Below are 17757 nucleotides of genomic sequence, written 5' to 3' on the forward strand. Positions count from 1 at the left end.
GCCTCATCTTTCAAACGATTTGAACGGATAACCGGGCTCTACTCCTTAGCCCAGTAGACGTCGAGCCCCTGCTCCCGGCGGAGCAGCATATCGACCGGCAGCGGCGTCTCGCGGGCGGCTGCCTCTTTCAGGACCGCCTCCTTCGCGCCGCCTGAGACGAGCAGGCTCGCCCAGCCCGCATCGCGCAGGCGCACCGGCGAAAGCGACAGTCGTGGCGGCAGGCCCGGCGGCTGGGCCACGACGATGCCGCTGTCCGGCACCGTATCGAAGGTGGTTTCAGCGCCGGGGAAGAGCGAGGCAATGTGCCCATCCGCTCCCATGCCGCTGACCAGCAGATCGAGCGGCGGAAGCGCTGCCAGCTCCGCGCACAGCAGGGCCGCGGCCGCCTCGATGTCGCTGCCATGACCGTGGAAGGACAGGAAATCGGCACGCCCCTCCGCGAGCGGCGCGAATTGCGCGCGGATCATGCGCTCGTTCGAAGCGCTGTCGTCGGCCGCGACGAAACGTTCGTCCGTCGGCAGCAGCGTAACCTTCTCCCATGGTAGATCGCGCTGACCGAGCGCTGTGAGAAAGCGCGCCGGCGTCGTGCCGCCGGGCACGGCCAGCAGCGCCCTGCCCTTCTCGGCGAGCAGTTCCGTCAGCCGCAGCGCGACGGTCTCGGCCAAGGCCTCCGAGGCATCGGCCAGTGTGGCGAAGCGGTGCCAGGCGAGCGGGCCGGCCGGCATCAGACGAAATCCGGATCGGCCCAGGAGCGGCCGTCGCGCTCGATCAGGCCGATCGCCTGTGACGGTCCCCAGGAGCCGGCGGCGTAGCGATGGGGATGCGGATAGTAGTCCTGCCAGCCGGATATGATCGGATCGACCCAGCCCCAGGCCTGCTCGACCTCGTCGCGATGCATGAACAGCGTCTGGTCGCCGCGGATCACATCGGTCAGCAGGCGCTCATAGGCGTCCGGCGTGCGCTCGTCGAAGGCGGTCGAATAGCGCAGATCGAGCTGGCGCGGCACGATCTTGAGCCGGCCGGAGCCCGGCACCTTCATCATCAGCTGGAGCTGGACGCCGTCGTTCGGCTGCAGGCGGATGAAGAGGCGGTTGGCGTCGAGCCGGTCGCAGGTGCCGTTGCCGAAGATCGAATGCGGCACCGGCTTGAAGGTGACGGCGATCTCGGAATAGCGCTGCGCCATGCGCTTGCCGGTGCGCAGATAGATCGGCACACCGGCCCAGCGCCAGTTGTCGACCTCGCAACGGATGGCGACGAAGGTCTCGGTGTTCGAGCCATGGCCGAGTTCCTCGGCATAACCGCGAACGCGCTGGCCGTCGATCTGGCCCGGCCCGTACTGGCCGCGCACAGTGTAGCGCTGCACGTCGGGGCCGACGATGGGGCGCAGCGCCTTCAACACCTTGATCTTCTCCTCCCGAACCGCGCCGGCCTCGAGCATGTTCGGCGGCTCGATGGCGAAGAGGGTGAGCAGCTGCATGAGATGGTTCTGCACCATGTCGCGCATATGCCCGGCCTTGTCGTAATAGCCGGCACGACTTTCGAGGCCGACCGTCTCGGCGACGGTGATCTGGACATGGTCGATGTCACGACTCGACCATGACCGTTCGAACAGCGTGTTGGCGAAGCGCAGGACGAGCAGGTTCTGCACCGTCTCCTTGCCGAGATAATGGTCGATCCGGTAGGTGCGGCTCTCGGGCAGGATGCGCGCGACGGCATCGTTGATCTGCTGCGCCGAAGCGAGATCGCGGCCGAGCGGCTTCTCCAGGATGACGCGCGAGGTCGGCGTCAGAATATCCGCCTTGGCCAGGTTCTCGCAGATCGGGATGAAGAGGTCGGGCGGGGTCGAGAGATAGAAGGAGCGGACGCGCTCGCTCTCGCCCAGGGCCTGCTTCAGCGCCTTGTAGGTCTCGGGCTGGACCGCATCGAGCATCACCATCGTCAGGCGCCGCAGGAAGGGCTCGACCTGATCCTTCGGGATGCCCTCCTCATCCAGGCGCCTGGCGATCTGCTTCGGCAGCCCCTCGACATCCTCCTCCTTGCGGACGACGGCGAGGATGCGGCTTTCCTCCGGCAGGACACCATCGCGGTTACGCTGGGCGAGCGCCGGGAAGAGCTTGCGCAGGGCAAGATCGCCGCCGGCTCCAAAGATCACCAGATCGAAGGGCGGAACCGGCGTCCGCTCGGGGGCAGTCTCGGGTCGAAGCGCGTTGTCGACGATAGCGTCCATGGGACTGAAACTCCGTAAGGCGGTGCCGGTTTCAAACGACCGGCGTGAGCCCTGCCGCCCGGCCGAGGTTCGGCCGGACGCGCAGCTTTTAGCGCAAGGCTACGACCAGAGTGAGACGGTTTTGCCGCGCTGCAAAGAGGGAACGGCGCAGGGCCGCTACCCCTACCGCTCAGCCCGCGCGCCGGAAGCCCGCGCTCGCCGCCAGCAATTGCTGCGCATAGACCGTCTGTGGCTGGCGCGCCGCCAGCGTTTCGACGGTCATTTCCTCGACGGCACGGCCGAACTGCATGACGAGCAGCCGCTCGCACATATGCCCGACCACGGCGAGGTCATGGCTGACGAGGATATAGGTCAGCTTCCGCTCCTGCCTGAGCGCTGCGAGCAGGTTCAGCACCTCCGCCTGGATCGAGACGTCGAGCGCCGAAGTTGGCTCGTCGAGCAGCAGAATCGAGGGTTCGAGCACGAGGGCGCGTGCGATGGCGACGCGCTGGCGCTGGCCGCCCGAGAGCTGATGCGGATAGCGGAAGCGGAAGGAGGCGGGCAGGCCGACATCGGAGAGGGCCTTGCCGATGCGCGCTTCGGCATCACGGGCACCGTGGATCGCCAACGGCTCCGCAAGGGTGTCATCCACGGTCTTCTTGGGGTGAAGCGAGCCGTAGGGGTCCTGAAAGACCATCTGGACATTGCGGTAGAAGGCCTTGTCCCGGACCTTGGGCTGCACGGCACCCTCGATGGAGACGGCACCGCTCCAGTCGCGGTTGAGGCCGGAGAGCACGCGCAGCACGGTCGACTTGCCGGAGCCCGACTCGCCTACGAGGCCGTAGCTCTCGCCCTTGCGCACCTCGAAGGAGAGATCCTTCACGACATGGGAGTCGCCGAAGGACACGTTGAGCTTGTCGACGGAGATCGCAGCGTTCGTCATGCCAGCCAGGCCGGGTCGCGGTTGAGGGTGGAGAGCTTCGCCCGGGGATGGTCGAGGTCCGGAAGGCATTCGAGCAGGCCGAGCGTATAGGGATGGCGGCGGCTGCGCGCGGAGGGGTCGGCGAGCTCGGCCGCCGGCAACGTCTCCATCACCTTGCCGCCGTACATGACGATGACGCGGTCGCAGAAGGACTGCACCAGATGCAGGTCGTGGCTGATGAAGATCAGCCCCATGCCGCGCTCGGTGACGAGATCGTCGAGGATCTTCAGGATCTGCAGCTGGACGGTGACGTCGAGCGCCGAGGTCGGCTCGTCGGCGATCAGGATCTCGGGCTCGGCGATCAGCATCATCGCGATCATGACGCGCTGGCCCATGCCGCCCGAGACCTCGTGCGGATAGAGGTCGTAGACGCGGGCGGGATCGCGGATCTGCACCGCTTCCAGCATGGAGAGGCTGCGCTCGCGCGCCTCACGGGTACCGGCCTTGCGGTGGATGCGATAAGCCTCGGCGATCTGGCTGCCGACCGTCTCGACCGGGTTCAGCGAGAACTTCGGATCCTGCATCACCATGGAGATGTGGCGGCCACGCAGCTTGCGCCGCACGCCCTTGTCCATCGTCGTCAGGTCCTGGCCGCGGAAGCGCATGCCATCGGCGCTGACGACGCCGGGATGCGGGATCAGGTCGAGGATGGCACGGCCGGTCATCGACTTGCCGGAGCCGGACTCGCCGACGATGCCCAGGCGCTCCCGCCCCAGCGTGAAGGACAGGCCCCGCACGGCGCGCACGATGCCGGTCGGGGTGTGGAAATCGACCTTGAGATTGTCGACCTCGAGAAGAGGCTGCTCGGCTTTATTCGTAAAGGCCTGCATCGCCTCACCTCGCATCCATGACGTCACGCAGCCCATCGCCGAGCAGGTTGAAGCCGAGCGCGACGACGCAGATGGCGAGGCCCGGGAAGGTCGCGACCCACCACTGGTCGAAGATCTGCTCGCGCCCGGCCGAGATCATCGCACCCCATTCCGGCATCGGCGGCTGCGCGCCGAGGCCGAGGAAGCCGAGGCCCGCGGCGGTCAGGATGATGCCGGCCATGTCGAAGGTGGTGCGCACGATCAGCGAGGGCATGCACATCGGCACGACGTGCTTCCAGATGATGCGGGCGCGCGAGGCACCCTGCAGGCGCATCGCCTCGATGTAATCCTGGTTGCGGATCACCATGGTCTCGGCGCGGGCGACGCGGGCATAGGGCGGCCAGGTCGTGATCGCGATGGCGATGATGGCGTTGACGATGCCCGGCCCCAGCGCAGCGACGAAGGCCAGCGCCAGCACGAGGCGCGGGAAGGCGAGGAAGACGTCGGTGATGCGCATCAGGAGCCGGTCGACCCAGCCGCCGAAATAGCCGGAGACCGCGCCGATCAGCAGGCCGAAGGGGCCGACGGTCACCACGACCAACAGCACGATGACCAGCGTGATGCGCGTACCGTAGACGATGCGGCTGAAGATGTCGCGCCCGAGCGCGTCGGTGCCGAACCAGTTGGTTGCCGACGGCGGCAGCAGCCGCTTGTCGAGCGCCTGCGCAAGCGGGTCGAACGGCGCGATCAGCGGCGCGAAGGCGGCGACCAGCAGCAGCAGGACGATGATGGCGAGGCCCGCCACCGCCATCGGATTGCGCCTGAAGGCGAGCCATTGCCGGTAAAGCTGGCCGAGGCGGGCCTGGCGGCGCGATGCCGGGGAATCGCTGATCAGCCAGGCATGCAGGCCGGCGGAGGAGGTGTCACTCATGTCCGCCTCCTCAGCGCACGCGCGGATCGGCCAGCCGGCCGATGATGTCGGTCAGCAGGTTAACCGCGATGAAGACGACGCCGACCACCAGCGTGCCGCCGAGCACGGCGTTCATGTCGGCGTTGAGCAGCGCGTTCGTGAGATAGCGGCCGAGCCCCGGCCAGGCGAAGATCGTCTCGGTCAACACCGAGCCTTCGAGCAGATGCATGTAGGAGAGCGCGATCACGGTGAAGAGCGGCACCGCGGCGTTGCGCAGGGCGTGGCGCCAGATGACGGCGGTTTCCGAGACGCCCTTCACGCGGGCCGCGATGACGTATTGCTGCTGCAGCTCGCTGATCATGAAGCTGCGCGTCATGCGGCTTATATAGGCGACGGAAAGCAGACCGAGGACCAGCGCCGGCAGGATGAGATGCGAGAAGGCGTCCCAGAACGCCTCCCATTCGCCTTCTAGCGCGGCGTCCAGCATGATGATGCCGGTGCGGGTGGTGACGATGTCCTGCCAGACCACCGAGATGCGCCCCGGCCCGGAAACCCAGCCCAGCTTGGCGTAGAACAGCAGCAGCGCCATGAGGCCGATCCAGAAGACCGGCACGGAATAGCCGACGAGGCCGACAACGCGGGCGACCTGATCCTGCCAGCGGCCCTGATTGACGGCGGCGAGGATGCCGAGCGGAACGCCGATCAGGACGCCGATCAGCGTGCCCAGCGTTGCGAGCTCGAGCGTCGCCGGAAAGACGCGCTTGATGTCTTCGGTGACCGGGTTCGAGGTCAGCACGGAGGTGCCAAGATTCCCGGTGAAGACCTTGCCGATATAGATCGCGAATTGCTGCCAGAGCGGCTTGTCGAGGCCGAGCTCGATGCGCGCCGCTTCATAGGTCTCGGGACGGGCATTGTCGCCAACGACGGCGAGCACCGGATCGATCGGAATGACCCGGGCGATGAAGAAGGTGACGAGCAGCAGGCCGAACATGGTGATCACCACGGTCGTCAGCTCGCGCGAGAGGGCGCGGCCCCAGCGACCGAGCCTCCCCGGCGATGCGCTCTTGCGCGCAGGCGCTTGCATCACGGCCGTCATGACTCGCCTCCGTTTCTGATCGACATGGGCAAGGATGTCTCCTGCCTGGGCGCCGGTTGCGCCGGGGCGTACTCTGCGGCAACGCAAAGACCCGCCCGAGGCCGGGGGCCGGGGCGGGTCTCCTGCGTCACGAACCTCAGTTCTTGACGATGGTCGCGTAGCGGTTGGTGTCCGAGCTCGGTCCGATGACCCAGCCATTCACGTTCTTGCGCTCGGCCGAGACCTCGATCTGCTGGAACATGATGACGAAGGGCGAGATCTTCTGATGCTCGCGCTGCAGCGTCTCATAGGTCGCCTTGCGTTTGGCGGCGTCGGCTTCCAGCACCGCGCCCTGCGTGACCTTGGTCATTGCCGGGATATCCCAGGCATTGCGCCAGGCCAGCGTCTTCGACTTCGCATCCTCGCCATTGTCCTCGTTGATGGCGAAGGTTTCGGCATTGGTGTGCGGGTCGAGATAGTCCGGGCCCCACTGGCCGATATAGATGTCGTGGGTGCGGGCGCGGTACTTGGTCAGGGTCTGCTTGCCGTCGCCCGGGATGATCTCGAGCTTGACGCCAGCCTGGGCCCAGGTTGCCTGGATCGCCTGGGCGATATCGGTGATCGGCGCAACCGAACGGGTGTCCATGGTGACGGTGAAGCCGTTGGCGAGGCCTGCCTTGGCGAGCAGTTCCTTCGCCTTGGCTACGTTGAGCTGGTAGGGCTTGTCCGAGATCGCGCCGAGGAAACCCTGCGGCAGGAAGGATTCATGGCCCTTGTAGGTGCCTTCGAGGATGTTCTTCTCGATCGAGGCGTAATCGACCAGCAGCTTCAGCGCTTCCCGCACCTCGGGCTTGGCGAGGTTCGGGTTCTTCTGGTTCAGGCCGAGATAGAGGATGTAGCCCTTGTCGCCCTGGACGATCTTGATCGCGTCGTTGCCCTTGACCGCCGCGAGCTGATCCTTGGAGAGGTTGCGCGCGATATCGGCGTCGCCCTTCTCGACGAGGAGACGCTGCGAGGCCGGCTCGGCGACATGGCGCACGACGACGCGCTTGCTCTTCGGCGCGCCCTTGTACCAGCTCTCATTCGCGTCGAGCGTGTACTGCTCGTTCGGGCGGTAGGCACGGACCTTGTAGGCACCGGAGCCGGCGGAATTGAGCTTCAGCCAGGCATTGCCCCAGTCGCCGTCCTTCTCATTCGCCTTGACCAGCTTGGAATCGACGATCGAAGCGACGCCGGAGGTCAGGCAGTTGTAGAAGAAGGTCGGCGCGAAGGGCTTGGAGACAGTGATCTGGACGGTGTTCTCGTCGACAGCCTTGACCTTCTCGAGCACGTTCTCGGCGACGAAACCGAACTGGCGCAGGATGAAGCCCGGCGACTTGTTCAGCGTCACCGCACGCTGGATCGAGTAGACCACGTCGGCAGCGGTCAGCGGGTTGCCGGAGTGGAACTTGACGCCTTTGCGCAGCTTGAAGGTGTAGGTCAGGCTGTCGGGGCTGACGGTCCAGCTCTCGGCGAGATCCGGCACCAGCGCGTTGTTGTTGGCGATATCGACGTTGATCAGCTTGTCGTAGACGTTCGCGACAACCTCGACACCCGAGAATTCGAAAGCCTCGGCCGGGTCGAGCGTGATGATGTCGTCGATCTGCTTGGCCATGACGATCGTATCCTTCGGCGTCTGCGCGAAGGCGACCGTTGTCGACATCAGGGCTGCAAAGGCCGAAGCCGCCATCAACTTGGCTACGTGACGCATCGAATTCCCCATTGTTCGTGTCTCTGGAGCCATCGATGGCCCCTTGCGCGCTATCTGCAACCAGTCCGGCGCGGCTGTCCAGCCGACCGCAGGCCATCCGCACGCCATTATGCACATCTCTTGGGCAGAGGTTCTGCGGCCTGCCGCCACCCTGCCCACCGGCCGCCTTGCGCGCGCGTGCCGGCTCGCTAACCTGACCCGGTGGGCGGATTCCGCCTTTGCCAGCGTCACGGGGAGCCGAACCTTGGCCATCATCGCCGCGCTGAACCACGTCACCCACTATTCCTATGATCGCCCGGTCACGCTCGGGCCGCAGATCATCCGCCTGCGGCCTGCGCCGCATTGCCGGGCGGCGATCAACAGCTATTCGCTGAAGGTGACGCCGGCCCAGCATTTCGTGAACTGGCAGCAGGACCCGGCCGGCAACTGGCTGGCGCGCTTCGTCTTCCCCGAGCCCGTCAGGGAATTCCGCATCGAGGTCGATGTCGTCACCGAGCTGTCGGTGATCAATCCCTTCGACTTCTTCGTCGAAGCGGAGGCCGAGATCTTTCCCTTCGCCTACACGCCGGAGCAGCGCGCCGAGCTCGCACCCTATCTGGTGACGGAGCCGGCCGGGCCGCTGCTCGAAGCCTTCCTCGCGGAGCTGCCGAAGGAGCCGGTCAACACCGTCAACTTCATCGTCGACATCAACGCCCGCCTGCAGCAACGCATCGCCTATGGCATCCGCATGGAGCCCGGCGTGCAGGAGCCGGAGCATACGCTCTCGATCGGGTCCGGCTCCTGCCGCGACACGAGCTGGCTGCTGGTCCAGGCGCTCCGGCATCTCGGCCTCGCCGCGCGCTTCGTCTCCGGCTACCTGGTCCAGATGAAGGCCGACGTCGACCCGCTGGAGGGCCCCCGCGGCACCGACAAGGATTTCACCGACCTTCACGCCTGGGCCGAGGTCTATATTCCCGGCGCAGGCTGGGTTGGTCTCGACCCGACCTCCGGGCTTCTCACCGGAGAGGGCCACCTGCCGCTGGCGGCGACGGCGCATTATCGCTCGGCCGCGCCGGTCTCGGGTGTGGCGAGCTATGCCGAGACGACTTTCGACTTCCAGATGAGCGTGACGCGGGTGCACGAGGTGCCGCGCATCACCCTGCCCTTCTCGGATGAATCCTGGCAGGCGCTCGATGCGCTCGGCGACAAGGTCGAGGCCGATCTGCAGGCGCAGGACGTGCGGCTCACCATGGGCGGCGAGCCGACCTTCGTCTCGATCGACGACCAGACAGGCGCGGAATGGAACATTGCCGCCGTCGGACCGACCAAGCGCGAGCGCGCCGACGTGCTGATCCGGCGCCTGCGCGAACGCTTCGCGCCGGGCGGAATGCTGCATTACGGGCAGGGCAAATGGTATCCTGGCGAGAGCCTGCCGCGCTGGGCCTTTGCTCTCTACTGGCGCCGGGATGGGCAACCGATCTGGCGCAATCCCGACCTGATCGCGCGCGAGCCCGGCGCCAGGACCGGCGGCGACCGCGAGCTCGAAGCCGGCGCCACCGTCCAGGATGCCGAGGCGTTGGCGAGGGAGCTTTCGGACAATCTCGGCCTCGGCGCCGACTACGTTATCCCGGCCTATGAGGACACCGGTCACTGGCTGCTGAAAGAGGCGCAGCTTCCCGACAACGTCGACCCGCTCGATTCCCGCCTCTCCGATCCCGAGGAGCGGGCGCGGATGGCGCAGGTCTTCCAGCTCGGTCTCGGCCATCCCCGCGGCTTCGTCATCCCCGTGCAGCGCTGGCAGGCGGCGGCCAACGACCGGCGCTGGCGCTCGGAGAAATGGCGGTTGCGGCGCGGCAAGTTGTTCCTCGTTCCCGGCGATTCACCGGTCGGCTACCGATTACCGCTCGGTTCCCTTCCCGACATACCGAAGGCCGAATACCCGCATATCCATCCGCAGGATCCGATGGAGCCGCGCGGGCCGCTGCCGCCGGCCGGCGTCACGCAGGCCGCGCCGGCGCCGGGCGCCGGAAGCCCACCGGCGCCGGCGGCCCCGACCAGCTTCGGAGCGCCGCCGCAGATGTCCGTCCAGGTCGATCCCGGCGTGGCAGGTACAGCCCAGCAGCGCACCGAGCAGGAGATCGGCGGCGAGCATGTGCGCACGGCGCTCAGCCTCGAAATCCGCGACAATGTGCTCTGCGTCTTCCTGCCGCCGGTCGAGCGGCTGGAGGATTACCTCGATCTTGTCGCCTCAATCGAAGCTGCCGCCGAAGAGACGGGCCTGCCCGTCCATATCGAGGGCTATGCGCCGCCCGTCGATCCGCGGCTCAGCGTCATCAAGGTCACGCCCGACCCCGGCGTGATCGAGGTCAACATCCATCCCGCGGCCGATTGGCGCGAGGCAGTGGCGATCACGCAGGGCGTCTACGAGGAGGCGAGACAGGCCCGGCTCTGCGCCGAGAAATTCATGGTCGACGGACGCCATACCGGCACAGGCGGCGGCAACCATGTGGTGCTCGGCGGCGTGACGCCTGCGGATTCGCCCTTCCTGCGCCGGCCGGACTTGTTGAAGAGCATCGTGCTCTACTGGAACAGGCACCCGTCCCTGTCCTACCTGTTCTCCGGGCTGTTCATCGGCCCGACCAGTCAGGCGCCGCGCATCGACGAAGCCCGGCAGGACCAGCTCTACGAGCTGGAGATCGCACTGGCGCAGGTGCCGAAACCGGACGAAGCGCCGATTCCGCTCTGGCTGGTCGATAGGCTGTTCCGCAACCTGCTGGTCGATGTCTCCGGCAACACGCACCGCACCGAGATCTGTATCGACAAGCTCTATTCGCCGGATGGGCCGACCGGACGGCTCGGGCTGCTGGAGTTCCGCGGCTTCGAGATGCCGCCGGATTCGCGGATGTCGCTGGCGCAGCAATTGCTGCTGAGGGCGCTGATCGCGTGGTTCTGGCGCGAGCCGCAGGCAGGCAAGCTGGTGCGCTGGGGCACCGCCCTGCACGACCGCTTCATGCTGCCGGAACTGGTCTGGCAGGATTTTCGCGAGGTGCTCGCCGACCTCCAACGCGCTGGCTATGCCTTCGATCCGGTCTGGTTCGAGGCGCAGGCGGAGTTCCGTTTCCCCTTCTTCGGCAAGGTCGCGCATGGCGGCGTCGAGATCGAGATCCGGCAGGCGCTGGAGCCCTGGCATGTGCTCGGCGAGGAGGGGGCGATCGGCGGCACGGTGCGCTACGTCGATTCCTCGGTGGAACGTCTGCAGGTCAAGGCGAAGGGCTTCGTTCCCGGCCGCCACCTGATCACCTGCAACGGCAGGCGGCTGCCCATGACACAGACGGGCACCTCCGGCGAAGCGATCGCGGCCGTGCGCTTCAAGGCCTGGCAGCCGTCTTCCGGCCTCCATCCGACGATTCCGGTCCATGCGCCGCTGACCTTCGATATCGTCGACCTCTGGTCCGGCCGCTCGCTCGGCGGCTGCGTCTACCACGTCGCCCATCCCGGCGGTCGCAATTACGAGACACCCCCGGTCAATTCCTATGAAGCGGAAGCAAGACGGCTCGCGCGTTTCGAAGCGATCGGTCATAGTCCGGGCGCTCTGGCGATTCCGCCGGAAGAGCGCAGCGCCGAATTTCCGCTCACGCTGGATCTGAGGCGCCAAGCCGGGGTCTGACAAGGCGAATGGCAGTGCAAGGCCGCACCCGATCGGGACGCAGCAGGGCAGACCGACGCGCCGCGCTGCTCGCCGGCTATCGCCCCCTGCCCGGGGCCTTCGACGAGTTCATCGACGAGGCCGGCGAAGTCAGGCCCCATTGGGAGCCGTTCCTGTCGGAATGGTGCGCGCTGACGCCGGGCGAGCTCTCGCAGCGCTTCGGGCTGGCCGACCGGCATGTTCGGGACACCGGCGTGTCCTATCGCGTCCATGGCGACATCGATGCCAACGATCCGGGCTTCGGCGAGCGCTCCTGGCCACTGTCGCATGTGCCGCTCGTCATTCCCGAGGCGGAATGGCAGGTGATCGCGGCCGGCGTCACGCAGCGCGCCGAGATCCTGTCGACGTTGCTCGACGACATCTACGGACCGGGCGAGCTGATCGCCAAGGGGCTTCTCCCGGCCGCGGTCGTCGCCGGCAGCCCCGACTACCTGCGCCCGCTCCATGGCGCGCCGGGCGGGGGCACGCTCCAGCTCTACGCTGCCGATCTCGGCCGCGGCCCGGATGGGCGCTGGTGGGTGCTGCAGGATCGGACCCAGGCGCCGTCCGGCACCGGCTACGCGCTGGAGAACCGGCTGGCGCTCGCCCGCGCCTTCCCGGACATGTTCCGCAGCATGAACATCGAACGGCTCGCGGCCTTCTTCCAGAGCTTCCGCGCCGGGCTCGTGGCGCGCTCCAAGCGGGTCGAGCCGCGCATCTGCCTGCTCACCCCCGGCCCGCTCAACGAGAGCTATTTCGAGCAGGCCTATCTCGCGCGCTATCTCGGCTTCCTGCTGGTCGAGGGCGGCGACCTGCTGATGCGGGAGGGCCGCGTCCATGTTCGCACCATCGCCGGCCTCAAGCGCGCCGATGTGATCTGGCGGCGGATCGACGGCGACTTCACAGACCCGCTCGAACTCAATGCGGGCTCGGCGCTGGGCGTGGCCGGGCTGGTCGAGGCTGTCCGCCAAGGCCATGTCCATGTCGCCAATGGTCTCGGCTCCGGCGTGGTCGAGGCCCGCGCTCTGATGGGTTTCATGCCGGCTTTGGCCGAGCAGCTCACCGGCGAGGAACTGATCCTGCCGAACGTCGCGACCTGGTGGTGCGGCCAGCAGCCGGAGCGCGAGGTCGTCCTCGACCGGCTCGAGGAGATGAGCGTGGCGCCGGCCTTCCGCAGCGCCGGCGGCGGGCTGGACACGGCACCGATCGTGGCTGGCGAACTACCTCCGGCCGAGCGGGAGGCGCTACGTCGGCGCATCGAGGCGCGCGGCATGGACTATGTCGGGCAGGAAGTGGTGCGGCTCTCGACCATGCCGGTCTTCCAGAACGGGCGTCTTGAACCGCATCCGATGACGCTGCGCGTCTTCGCCGCGGCGACACCCGACGGCTGGGCGGTGATGCCCGGCGGCTTCTGCCGCATCTCCGACGAGCCCGACGCACGCGCGGTCAGCCTGCGCAACGGGGTGCGCTCCAGCGATGTCTGGATTACCTCGGAGGAGCCGGTTGCCCAGCTCAGCCTGCTGCCGACGCCGGACCGCACCAGCATCCGGCGCGTGACCGGCACGCTGCCGAGCCGCGCCGCCGACAATTTGTTCTGGCTCGGCCGCTATCTGGAGCGCGGCGAGGCGACGCTGCGGCTGGTACGGGCCCTGCTCGGCCGGCTGATCGATCCGGACCCAGCGCCGGGACACGGCGACACGCTCCGCCAGCTCGCGGGCATGCTTGTCGCCTGGGGGGCCGCCCCCGGCGGCACCGGGCACAAGGATCCGGCGGCGCAGGCGCGCGCCGCGCTCTTCAGCCTGGACGATTACGGTTCTGCGGCCGCCTCGATCCGGGAGGCCCGACGCACGGCTTCGGTGATCCGCGAGCGCCTTTCGGTCGATGCCTGGCGCCTGTTCAGCGACCTGCAGCGCCAGCTGGTACCTGAGGAAGGGCGCAAGCCGAGCGAAGGCGAGACCTACGAAAGCGCCGACCGGGCGCTGAAGACGCTCGCCGCCTTCTCGGGCCTGAGCCAGGAAAACATGGTCCGCGGCGCGGGCTGGCGCTTCCTCGACATCGGCCGGCGCCTGGAGCGCGGCGTCGCGACCTGCCGCTTCGCCCGGCAATTCGCCGACAGTCACGCCTCCGGCGACAGCCTCGACGCCCTGCTCGACCTGACGGATTCGCAGATCACCTACCGCTCGCGCTACCTGCTCGGCGCCAGCCTGCAGCCGGTGCTCGATCTGGTGATGCTCGATCCCTACAATCCCCGCTCGGTCGCCTTCCAGATCGAACGGCTCGACGCCGAGATCGCCGCCCTGCCCGCGCTCTCCGACGACGGCATGCTGGAAGCGCCGCGCCGGCTGGTGTTGCGGCTGGCCGCCGATTGCCGCACGACCGAGGCCAGCCGGCTCGACCGCACCAGCATCCTGCTGTTCGAGCAATTGCTGATGGGCGTCTCCAGCGCGATCGCCGACCGCTATTTTCTCCAGAACAGCGGCCCGGAAGGCTCGCGGATGACGGGCATCGCGTGATCTACGAACTGCGCCATGTCACCACCTATGGCTATAGCCGGCAGGTGCCTTTCTCCCGCTGCATCCTGCGGCTCCTGCCGCATGACGGCCCCGGCCAGATCGTGCGCAAGGCCGAGCTCTCGATCTCGCCGCGGCCGGCCGAGCGCGGCGACGGCATCTGCTTCTTCGGCAACCGGATGACCACGATCACGATCACCAAGCCGCATCGCGAGCTGAAGGTGGAGATGCGGGCCCGGATCGAGGTGCACCGGCAGACCCCGCCCCATGCCGGCCTGACCCGGAACTGGGAGGAGGTCGCACAGCTCGCGCTGGCGTCGAACAGCCTTGCCCCGGATTCACCAGCGCATCACCTCTATCCGAGCCGGCTCGTCCCCCCCGTCGCGGCCGTTATCGCCTATGCGGCCGAAAGCTTCGGCGCGAGGCGACCGGTGCTCGAAGCGGCCAGCGAGCTGATGGCGCGCATCCGGCGCGACTTCACCTATGATCCGGAGGCGACTGAGGTCACCACGCCCATCGCCGAGGCCTTCGCCCAGCGCCACGGCGTCTGCCAGGACTTCGCCCATATCATGATCGGTGGTTTGCGGGGCCTCGGGCTGCCGGCCGCCTATGTCAGCGGCTATATCCGCACCATCCCGCCGCCCGGCGAGAAGCGTCTCGAAGGCTCCGACGCCAGCCATGCCTGGGTCCTGGTCTGGTGCGGCCCGGAAACCGGCTGGGTCGGGCTTGACCCGACCAACGACCTGATCGTTGCCGACGACCATATCGTCACCGCCATCGGGCGCGATTACGCCGACGTGTCCCCGCTCGACGGCGTGGTGATCGGCCCCGGCACGCAGAAGATCAGTGTCGCGGTGGACGTCATCCCGGTCGGCTGAGCCTTTCAGGCAGCCTGAGCGGCCGATCGAGGTTGCGGCGCATGGGCGTGCGCCTCGCCCCAGGCCTTCAGCGCCAGAATGACCGGTTCCAGCGTGCGGCCCTTGGCCGAGAGGCTGTATTCGACGCGCGGCGGCACTTCCGGGTAGACCACACGGACGATCAGCCCGTCCGCCTCCAGCTCGCGCAGCTGCGTGGTCAGCATGCGCTGGGTCACACCCGGAACCCGTCGACGGATCTCGTTGAAGCGCAGCGTTCCGCCCATCAGATGATAGAGCGCGATGCCTTTCCATTTGCCGCCGATCAGCCCCAGCGTCGCTTCGACCGGGCAAGCGGCGGAGCAATAGGGCTCCTTGAAACGCGGCGGCATTACAGTACCCTTTTCGACACTATAGGCTGAAATTGTGCGTTCTTGCGCCAATCGACAGTTATCCGCATCTCGACTCCATCGCAATGCAGGAGAGACGCCATGCGCGCCGTCGGATATCGCCAGTCACTGCCCATCGCAGCCGAAACCAGCCTGATCGACATCGATCTGCCCGAGCCCGTCGCGACCGGGCGCGACCTGCTGGTCGAGGTCAAGGCCATCTCGGTCAATCCGGTCGACACCAAGATCCGGGTGCGTAGCCAGCCGGCGGAAGGCCAGACGAGCGTGCTCGGCTGGGACGCGGCGGGCATCGTCAAGGCGGTGGGGCCGGAGGTGACCGGCTTCAAGCCGGGCGATGCCGTGTTCTATGCCGGGGCGATCGACCGGCCGGGCTCGAATGCGGAATTCCATCTCGTCGACGAGCGTATCGTTGGGCCCAAGCCGAGGAGCCTCGGCTTCGCCGAAGCCGCCGCCCTGCCGCTGACCGCGATCACCGCCTGGGAAATGCTGTTCGACCGGCTCGACATCCGCAAGCCCGTGCCCGGCGCGGCGCATGCCCTGCTCATCATCGGCGGCGCGGGCGGCGTCGGCTCGATCGCGATCCAGCTCGCGCGCCAGCTCAGCGATGTCACGGTGATCGCCACCGCCTCACGGCCTGAAACCCGCGCCTGGGCGCAGGAACTCGGCGCGCATCATGTGATCGACCATACCAAGCCGTTGCCGGCGCAGGTCGCGGCGCTCGGCATCGGCGCGCCGGCCTTCGTTTTCTCGACGACGCATAGCGACACTCATCTGGAGGGTATCGTCGAACTGATGGCGCCACAGGGGCGGTTCGGCCTGATCGACGATCCGAAGACGCTCGATGCCAATCCGCTGAAGCGCAAGAGCCTGTCGCTGCACTGGGAGCTGATGTTCACGCGCTCGCTGTTCAAGACCGCGGACATGGGCGAGCAGGGCAAGCTGCTGGCGGAGGTCTCGCGGCTTGTCGATGCCGGCCAGATCCGCACGACGCTGGCCGAGCATTTTGGCACGATCAACGCGAGCAATCTCAAGCGGGCGCATGCCCTGATCGAAAGCAACCGCGCCAAAGGCAAGATCGTCCTGGAAGGCTTCTGAACGACGAGGGCCGCGCCTTCTGGCGCGGCCCTCAAATCTTCATCGGTTCCGAGGCGATCAGGCCAGCGTATAGGCGGTCTTGACGGTTGTGTAGAACTCCTTGGCGTAGGCGCCCTGTTCGCGCGGGCCGTAGCTGGAGCCTTTCCGGCCGCCGAAGGGCACGTGATAATCGACGCCCGCCGTCGGCAGGTTGACCATCACCATGCCGGCCTCGCTGTTGCGCTTGAAATGCGTGGCGTGCTTCAGCGAGGTCGTGCAGATGCCCGACGAAAGGCCGAACTCGGTGTCGTTGGCGAGGCTGAGCGCTTCCTCGTAGTCCTTGACGCGGACGATGTTGGCGACCGGGCCGAAGACCTCCTCGCGCGAGATGCGCATGGCGTTGGTGGTCTCGGTGAACAGCGCCGGGGCGAGGTAGAAGCCGGGGGTGTCGCGCTTCAGCAGCTCGCCGCCGAAGACCAGCTTGCCGCCCTCGTCCTTGGCGATCTGGATRTATTTCAGGTCCTGGTCGAGCTGGCTCTGGTCGACGACCGGGCCGATATGGGTGCCGGCCTTCAGCGCGTCGTCGACGACGACGCTCTTGAGGCGCTCGATGCAGGCCTCGACGAACCTGTCRTGGATGCCGGCCTGGACGATCAGGCGCGAGGACGCCGTGCAGCGCTGGCCGGTCGAGAAGAAGGCGCCGTTGACCGCGACCTCGACGGCAACCTTGAGGTCGGCGTCATCGAGCACGACGAGCGGGTTCTTGCCGCCCATCTCGAGCTGGACCTTCTTCATCGGGTTGGAGGCGATGCAGGCGGCCGCGACCTTGCGGCCGGTCGCGACCGAGCCGGTGAAGGAGATGGCGGTGACGTCCYTGTGCTCGAGCAGCGCCTGGCCGACGACCGAGCCGCGGCCCATCACGAGGTTGAGCGCGCCCTTGGGCAGGCCGGCGCGCTGGAGGATGTCGACCAGCGCCCAGGCSGAGCCGGGCACGAGGTCGGCCGGCTTSAGGACGACGCAGTTGCCCCAGGCGAGCGCCGGGGCGATCTTCCAGGCCGGGATCGCGATCGGGAAGTTCCAGGGCGTGATCATGCCGATGATGCCGAGCGGCTCGCGCGTCACCTCGACGCCGACGCCGGGGCGCACCGAGGGGATCATCTCGCCGCCCAGCCGCAGGCATTCGCCGGCGAAGAAGGCGAAGACCTGGCCGGCGCGGGTCGCCTCGCCGATGCCYTCSGCSAGCGTCTTGCCCTCYTCGCGCGAGAGCAGGCGGCCGAGCTCGTCCTTGCGGGCGAGGATCTCGTCCGAGGCCTTCTTCAGGATGTCGTAGCGCTCCTGCGGCGTCGTRCGGCTCCAGGCCGGRAACGCGGCCTTGGCGGCGGCCACGGCGCTGTTGAGGTCCTCGACCGAGCCCTGGACGTATTCGCCGACCACGTCGTTGGTGTTGGAGGGATTGATGTTGCGCGAGGCATTGGCCCCGCCGGCCCACTCGCCGGCGATCAGGTTCTTGAAG

13 protein-coding genes are annotated in these 17757 nt (G+C 67.4%); 4 read left to right on the forward strand and 9 right to left on the reverse strand.

Annotated features, from left to right (window positions below; all coding sequences use genetic code 11):
• Positions 1-38: 38 nt before the first annotated feature.
• The 7 genes from pgl to AB4Z10_RS03395 form a co-directional block, all read right to left on the reverse strand.
• Positions 39-725 (reverse strand): 6-phosphogluconolactonase, encoded by a 687-nt coding sequence (gene pgl, locus AB4Z10_RS03365; RefSeq protein WP_441468936.1) that lies wholly within the window; start codon positions 723-725, stop codon positions 39-41.
• Positions 725-2227, reverse strand: a complete 1503-nt coding sequence (gene zwf / locus AB4Z10_RS03370) for a glucose-6-phosphate dehydrogenase (protein ID WP_441468937.1) — start codon at positions 2225-2227, stop codon at positions 725-727. The genes pgl and zwf overlap by 1 nt, the downstream gene beginning before the upstream one ends.
• Before the next feature lie 169 nt (positions 2228-2396).
• The gene (locus AB4Z10_RS03375; protein ID WP_441468938.1) at positions 2397-3149 is read right to left on the reverse strand and encodes an ABC transporter ATP-binding protein; all 753 of its coding nucleotides are present in this window, start codon (positions 3147-3149) and stop codon (positions 2397-2399) included.
• Positions 3146-4018, reverse strand: a complete 873-nt coding sequence (locus tag AB4Z10_RS03380; protein WP_441468939.1) for an ABC transporter ATP-binding protein — start codon at positions 4016-4018, stop codon at positions 3146-3148. The genes AB4Z10_RS03375 and AB4Z10_RS03380 overlap by 4 nt, the downstream gene beginning before the upstream one ends.
• 4 nt (positions 4019-4022) lie before the next feature.
• Complete coding sequence (nikC, locus tag AB4Z10_RS03385) at positions 4023-4928, reverse strand: nickel transporter permease (RefSeq protein ID WP_441468940.1); 906 nt, start codon at positions 4926-4928, stop codon at positions 4023-4025.
• Positions 4929-4938: 10 nt separating this feature from the next.
• Positions 4939-6003: an ABC transporter permease gene (locus AB4Z10_RS03390; RefSeq protein ID WP_441468941.1), complete on the reverse strand. Its 1065-nt coding sequence runs from the start codon at positions 6001-6003 to the stop codon at positions 4939-4941.
• Positions 6004-6139: 136 nt separating this feature from the next.
• The gene (locus tag AB4Z10_RS03395) at positions 6140-7744 is read right to left on the reverse strand and encodes an ABC transporter substrate-binding protein (protein WP_441468942.1); all 1605 of its coding nucleotides are present in this window, start codon (positions 7742-7744) and stop codon (positions 6140-6142) included.
• 232 nt (positions 7745-7976) lie between these two features.
• On the opposite strand from AB4Z10_RS03395, the gene AB4Z10_RS03400 reads away from it, so the two are divergent.
• Genes AB4Z10_RS03400 through AB4Z10_RS03410 form a run of 3 tightly spaced genes read left to right on the forward strand, consistent with a single transcriptional unit; the run spans position 7977 to position 14784 of the window.
• Positions 7977-11378, forward strand: coding sequence for a transglutaminase family protein (locus tag AB4Z10_RS03400; RefSeq protein WP_441468943.1), 3402 nt, complete (start codon positions 7977-7979; stop codon positions 11376-11378).
• Between the two features lie 8 nt (positions 11379-11386).
• A complete protein-coding gene (locus tag AB4Z10_RS03405) occupies positions 11387-13909 on the forward strand; it encodes a circularly permuted type 2 ATP-grasp protein (protein WP_441468944.1) in 2523 nt (840 codons plus the stop codon).
• Positions 13906-14784, forward strand: a complete 879-nt coding sequence (locus AB4Z10_RS03410; protein WP_441468945.1) for a transglutaminase family protein — start codon at positions 13906-13908, stop codon at positions 14782-14784. Before AB4Z10_RS03405 ends, AB4Z10_RS03410 begins: the two co-directional genes overlap by 4 nt.
• Positions 14785-14789: 5 nt before the next feature.
• Here AB4Z10_RS03410 and AB4Z10_RS03415 read toward each other — a convergent pair whose 3' ends face one another.
• Complete coding sequence (locus AB4Z10_RS03415; protein ID WP_441468946.1) at positions 14790-15152, reverse strand: winged helix-turn-helix transcriptional regulator; 363 nt, start codon at positions 15150-15152, stop codon at positions 14790-14792.
• 99 nt (positions 15153-15251) lie between these two features.
• Here AB4Z10_RS03415 and AB4Z10_RS03420 point away from each other — a divergent pair, with 99 nt between their 5' ends.
• The gene (locus AB4Z10_RS03420) at positions 15252-16265 is read left to right on the forward strand and encodes a zinc-binding alcohol dehydrogenase family protein (RefSeq protein ID WP_441468947.1); all 1014 of its coding nucleotides are present in this window, start codon (positions 15252-15254) and stop codon (positions 16263-16265) included.
• A gap of 57 nt (positions 16266-16322) precedes the next feature.
• Here the strand turns inward: AB4Z10_RS03420 and AB4Z10_RS03425 are convergent.
• Positions 16323-17757: aldehyde dehydrogenase family protein (locus tag AB4Z10_RS03425; protein WP_441468948.1), on the reverse strand; the 1435-nt coding region annotated here is incomplete at its 5' end.

Origin of the sequence: Allobosea sp. RAF48 (assembly GCF_052114025.1) — a bacterium.
Taxonomy (GTDB): domain Bacteria; phylum Pseudomonadota; class Alphaproteobacteria; order Rhizobiales; family Beijerinckiaceae; genus Allobosea.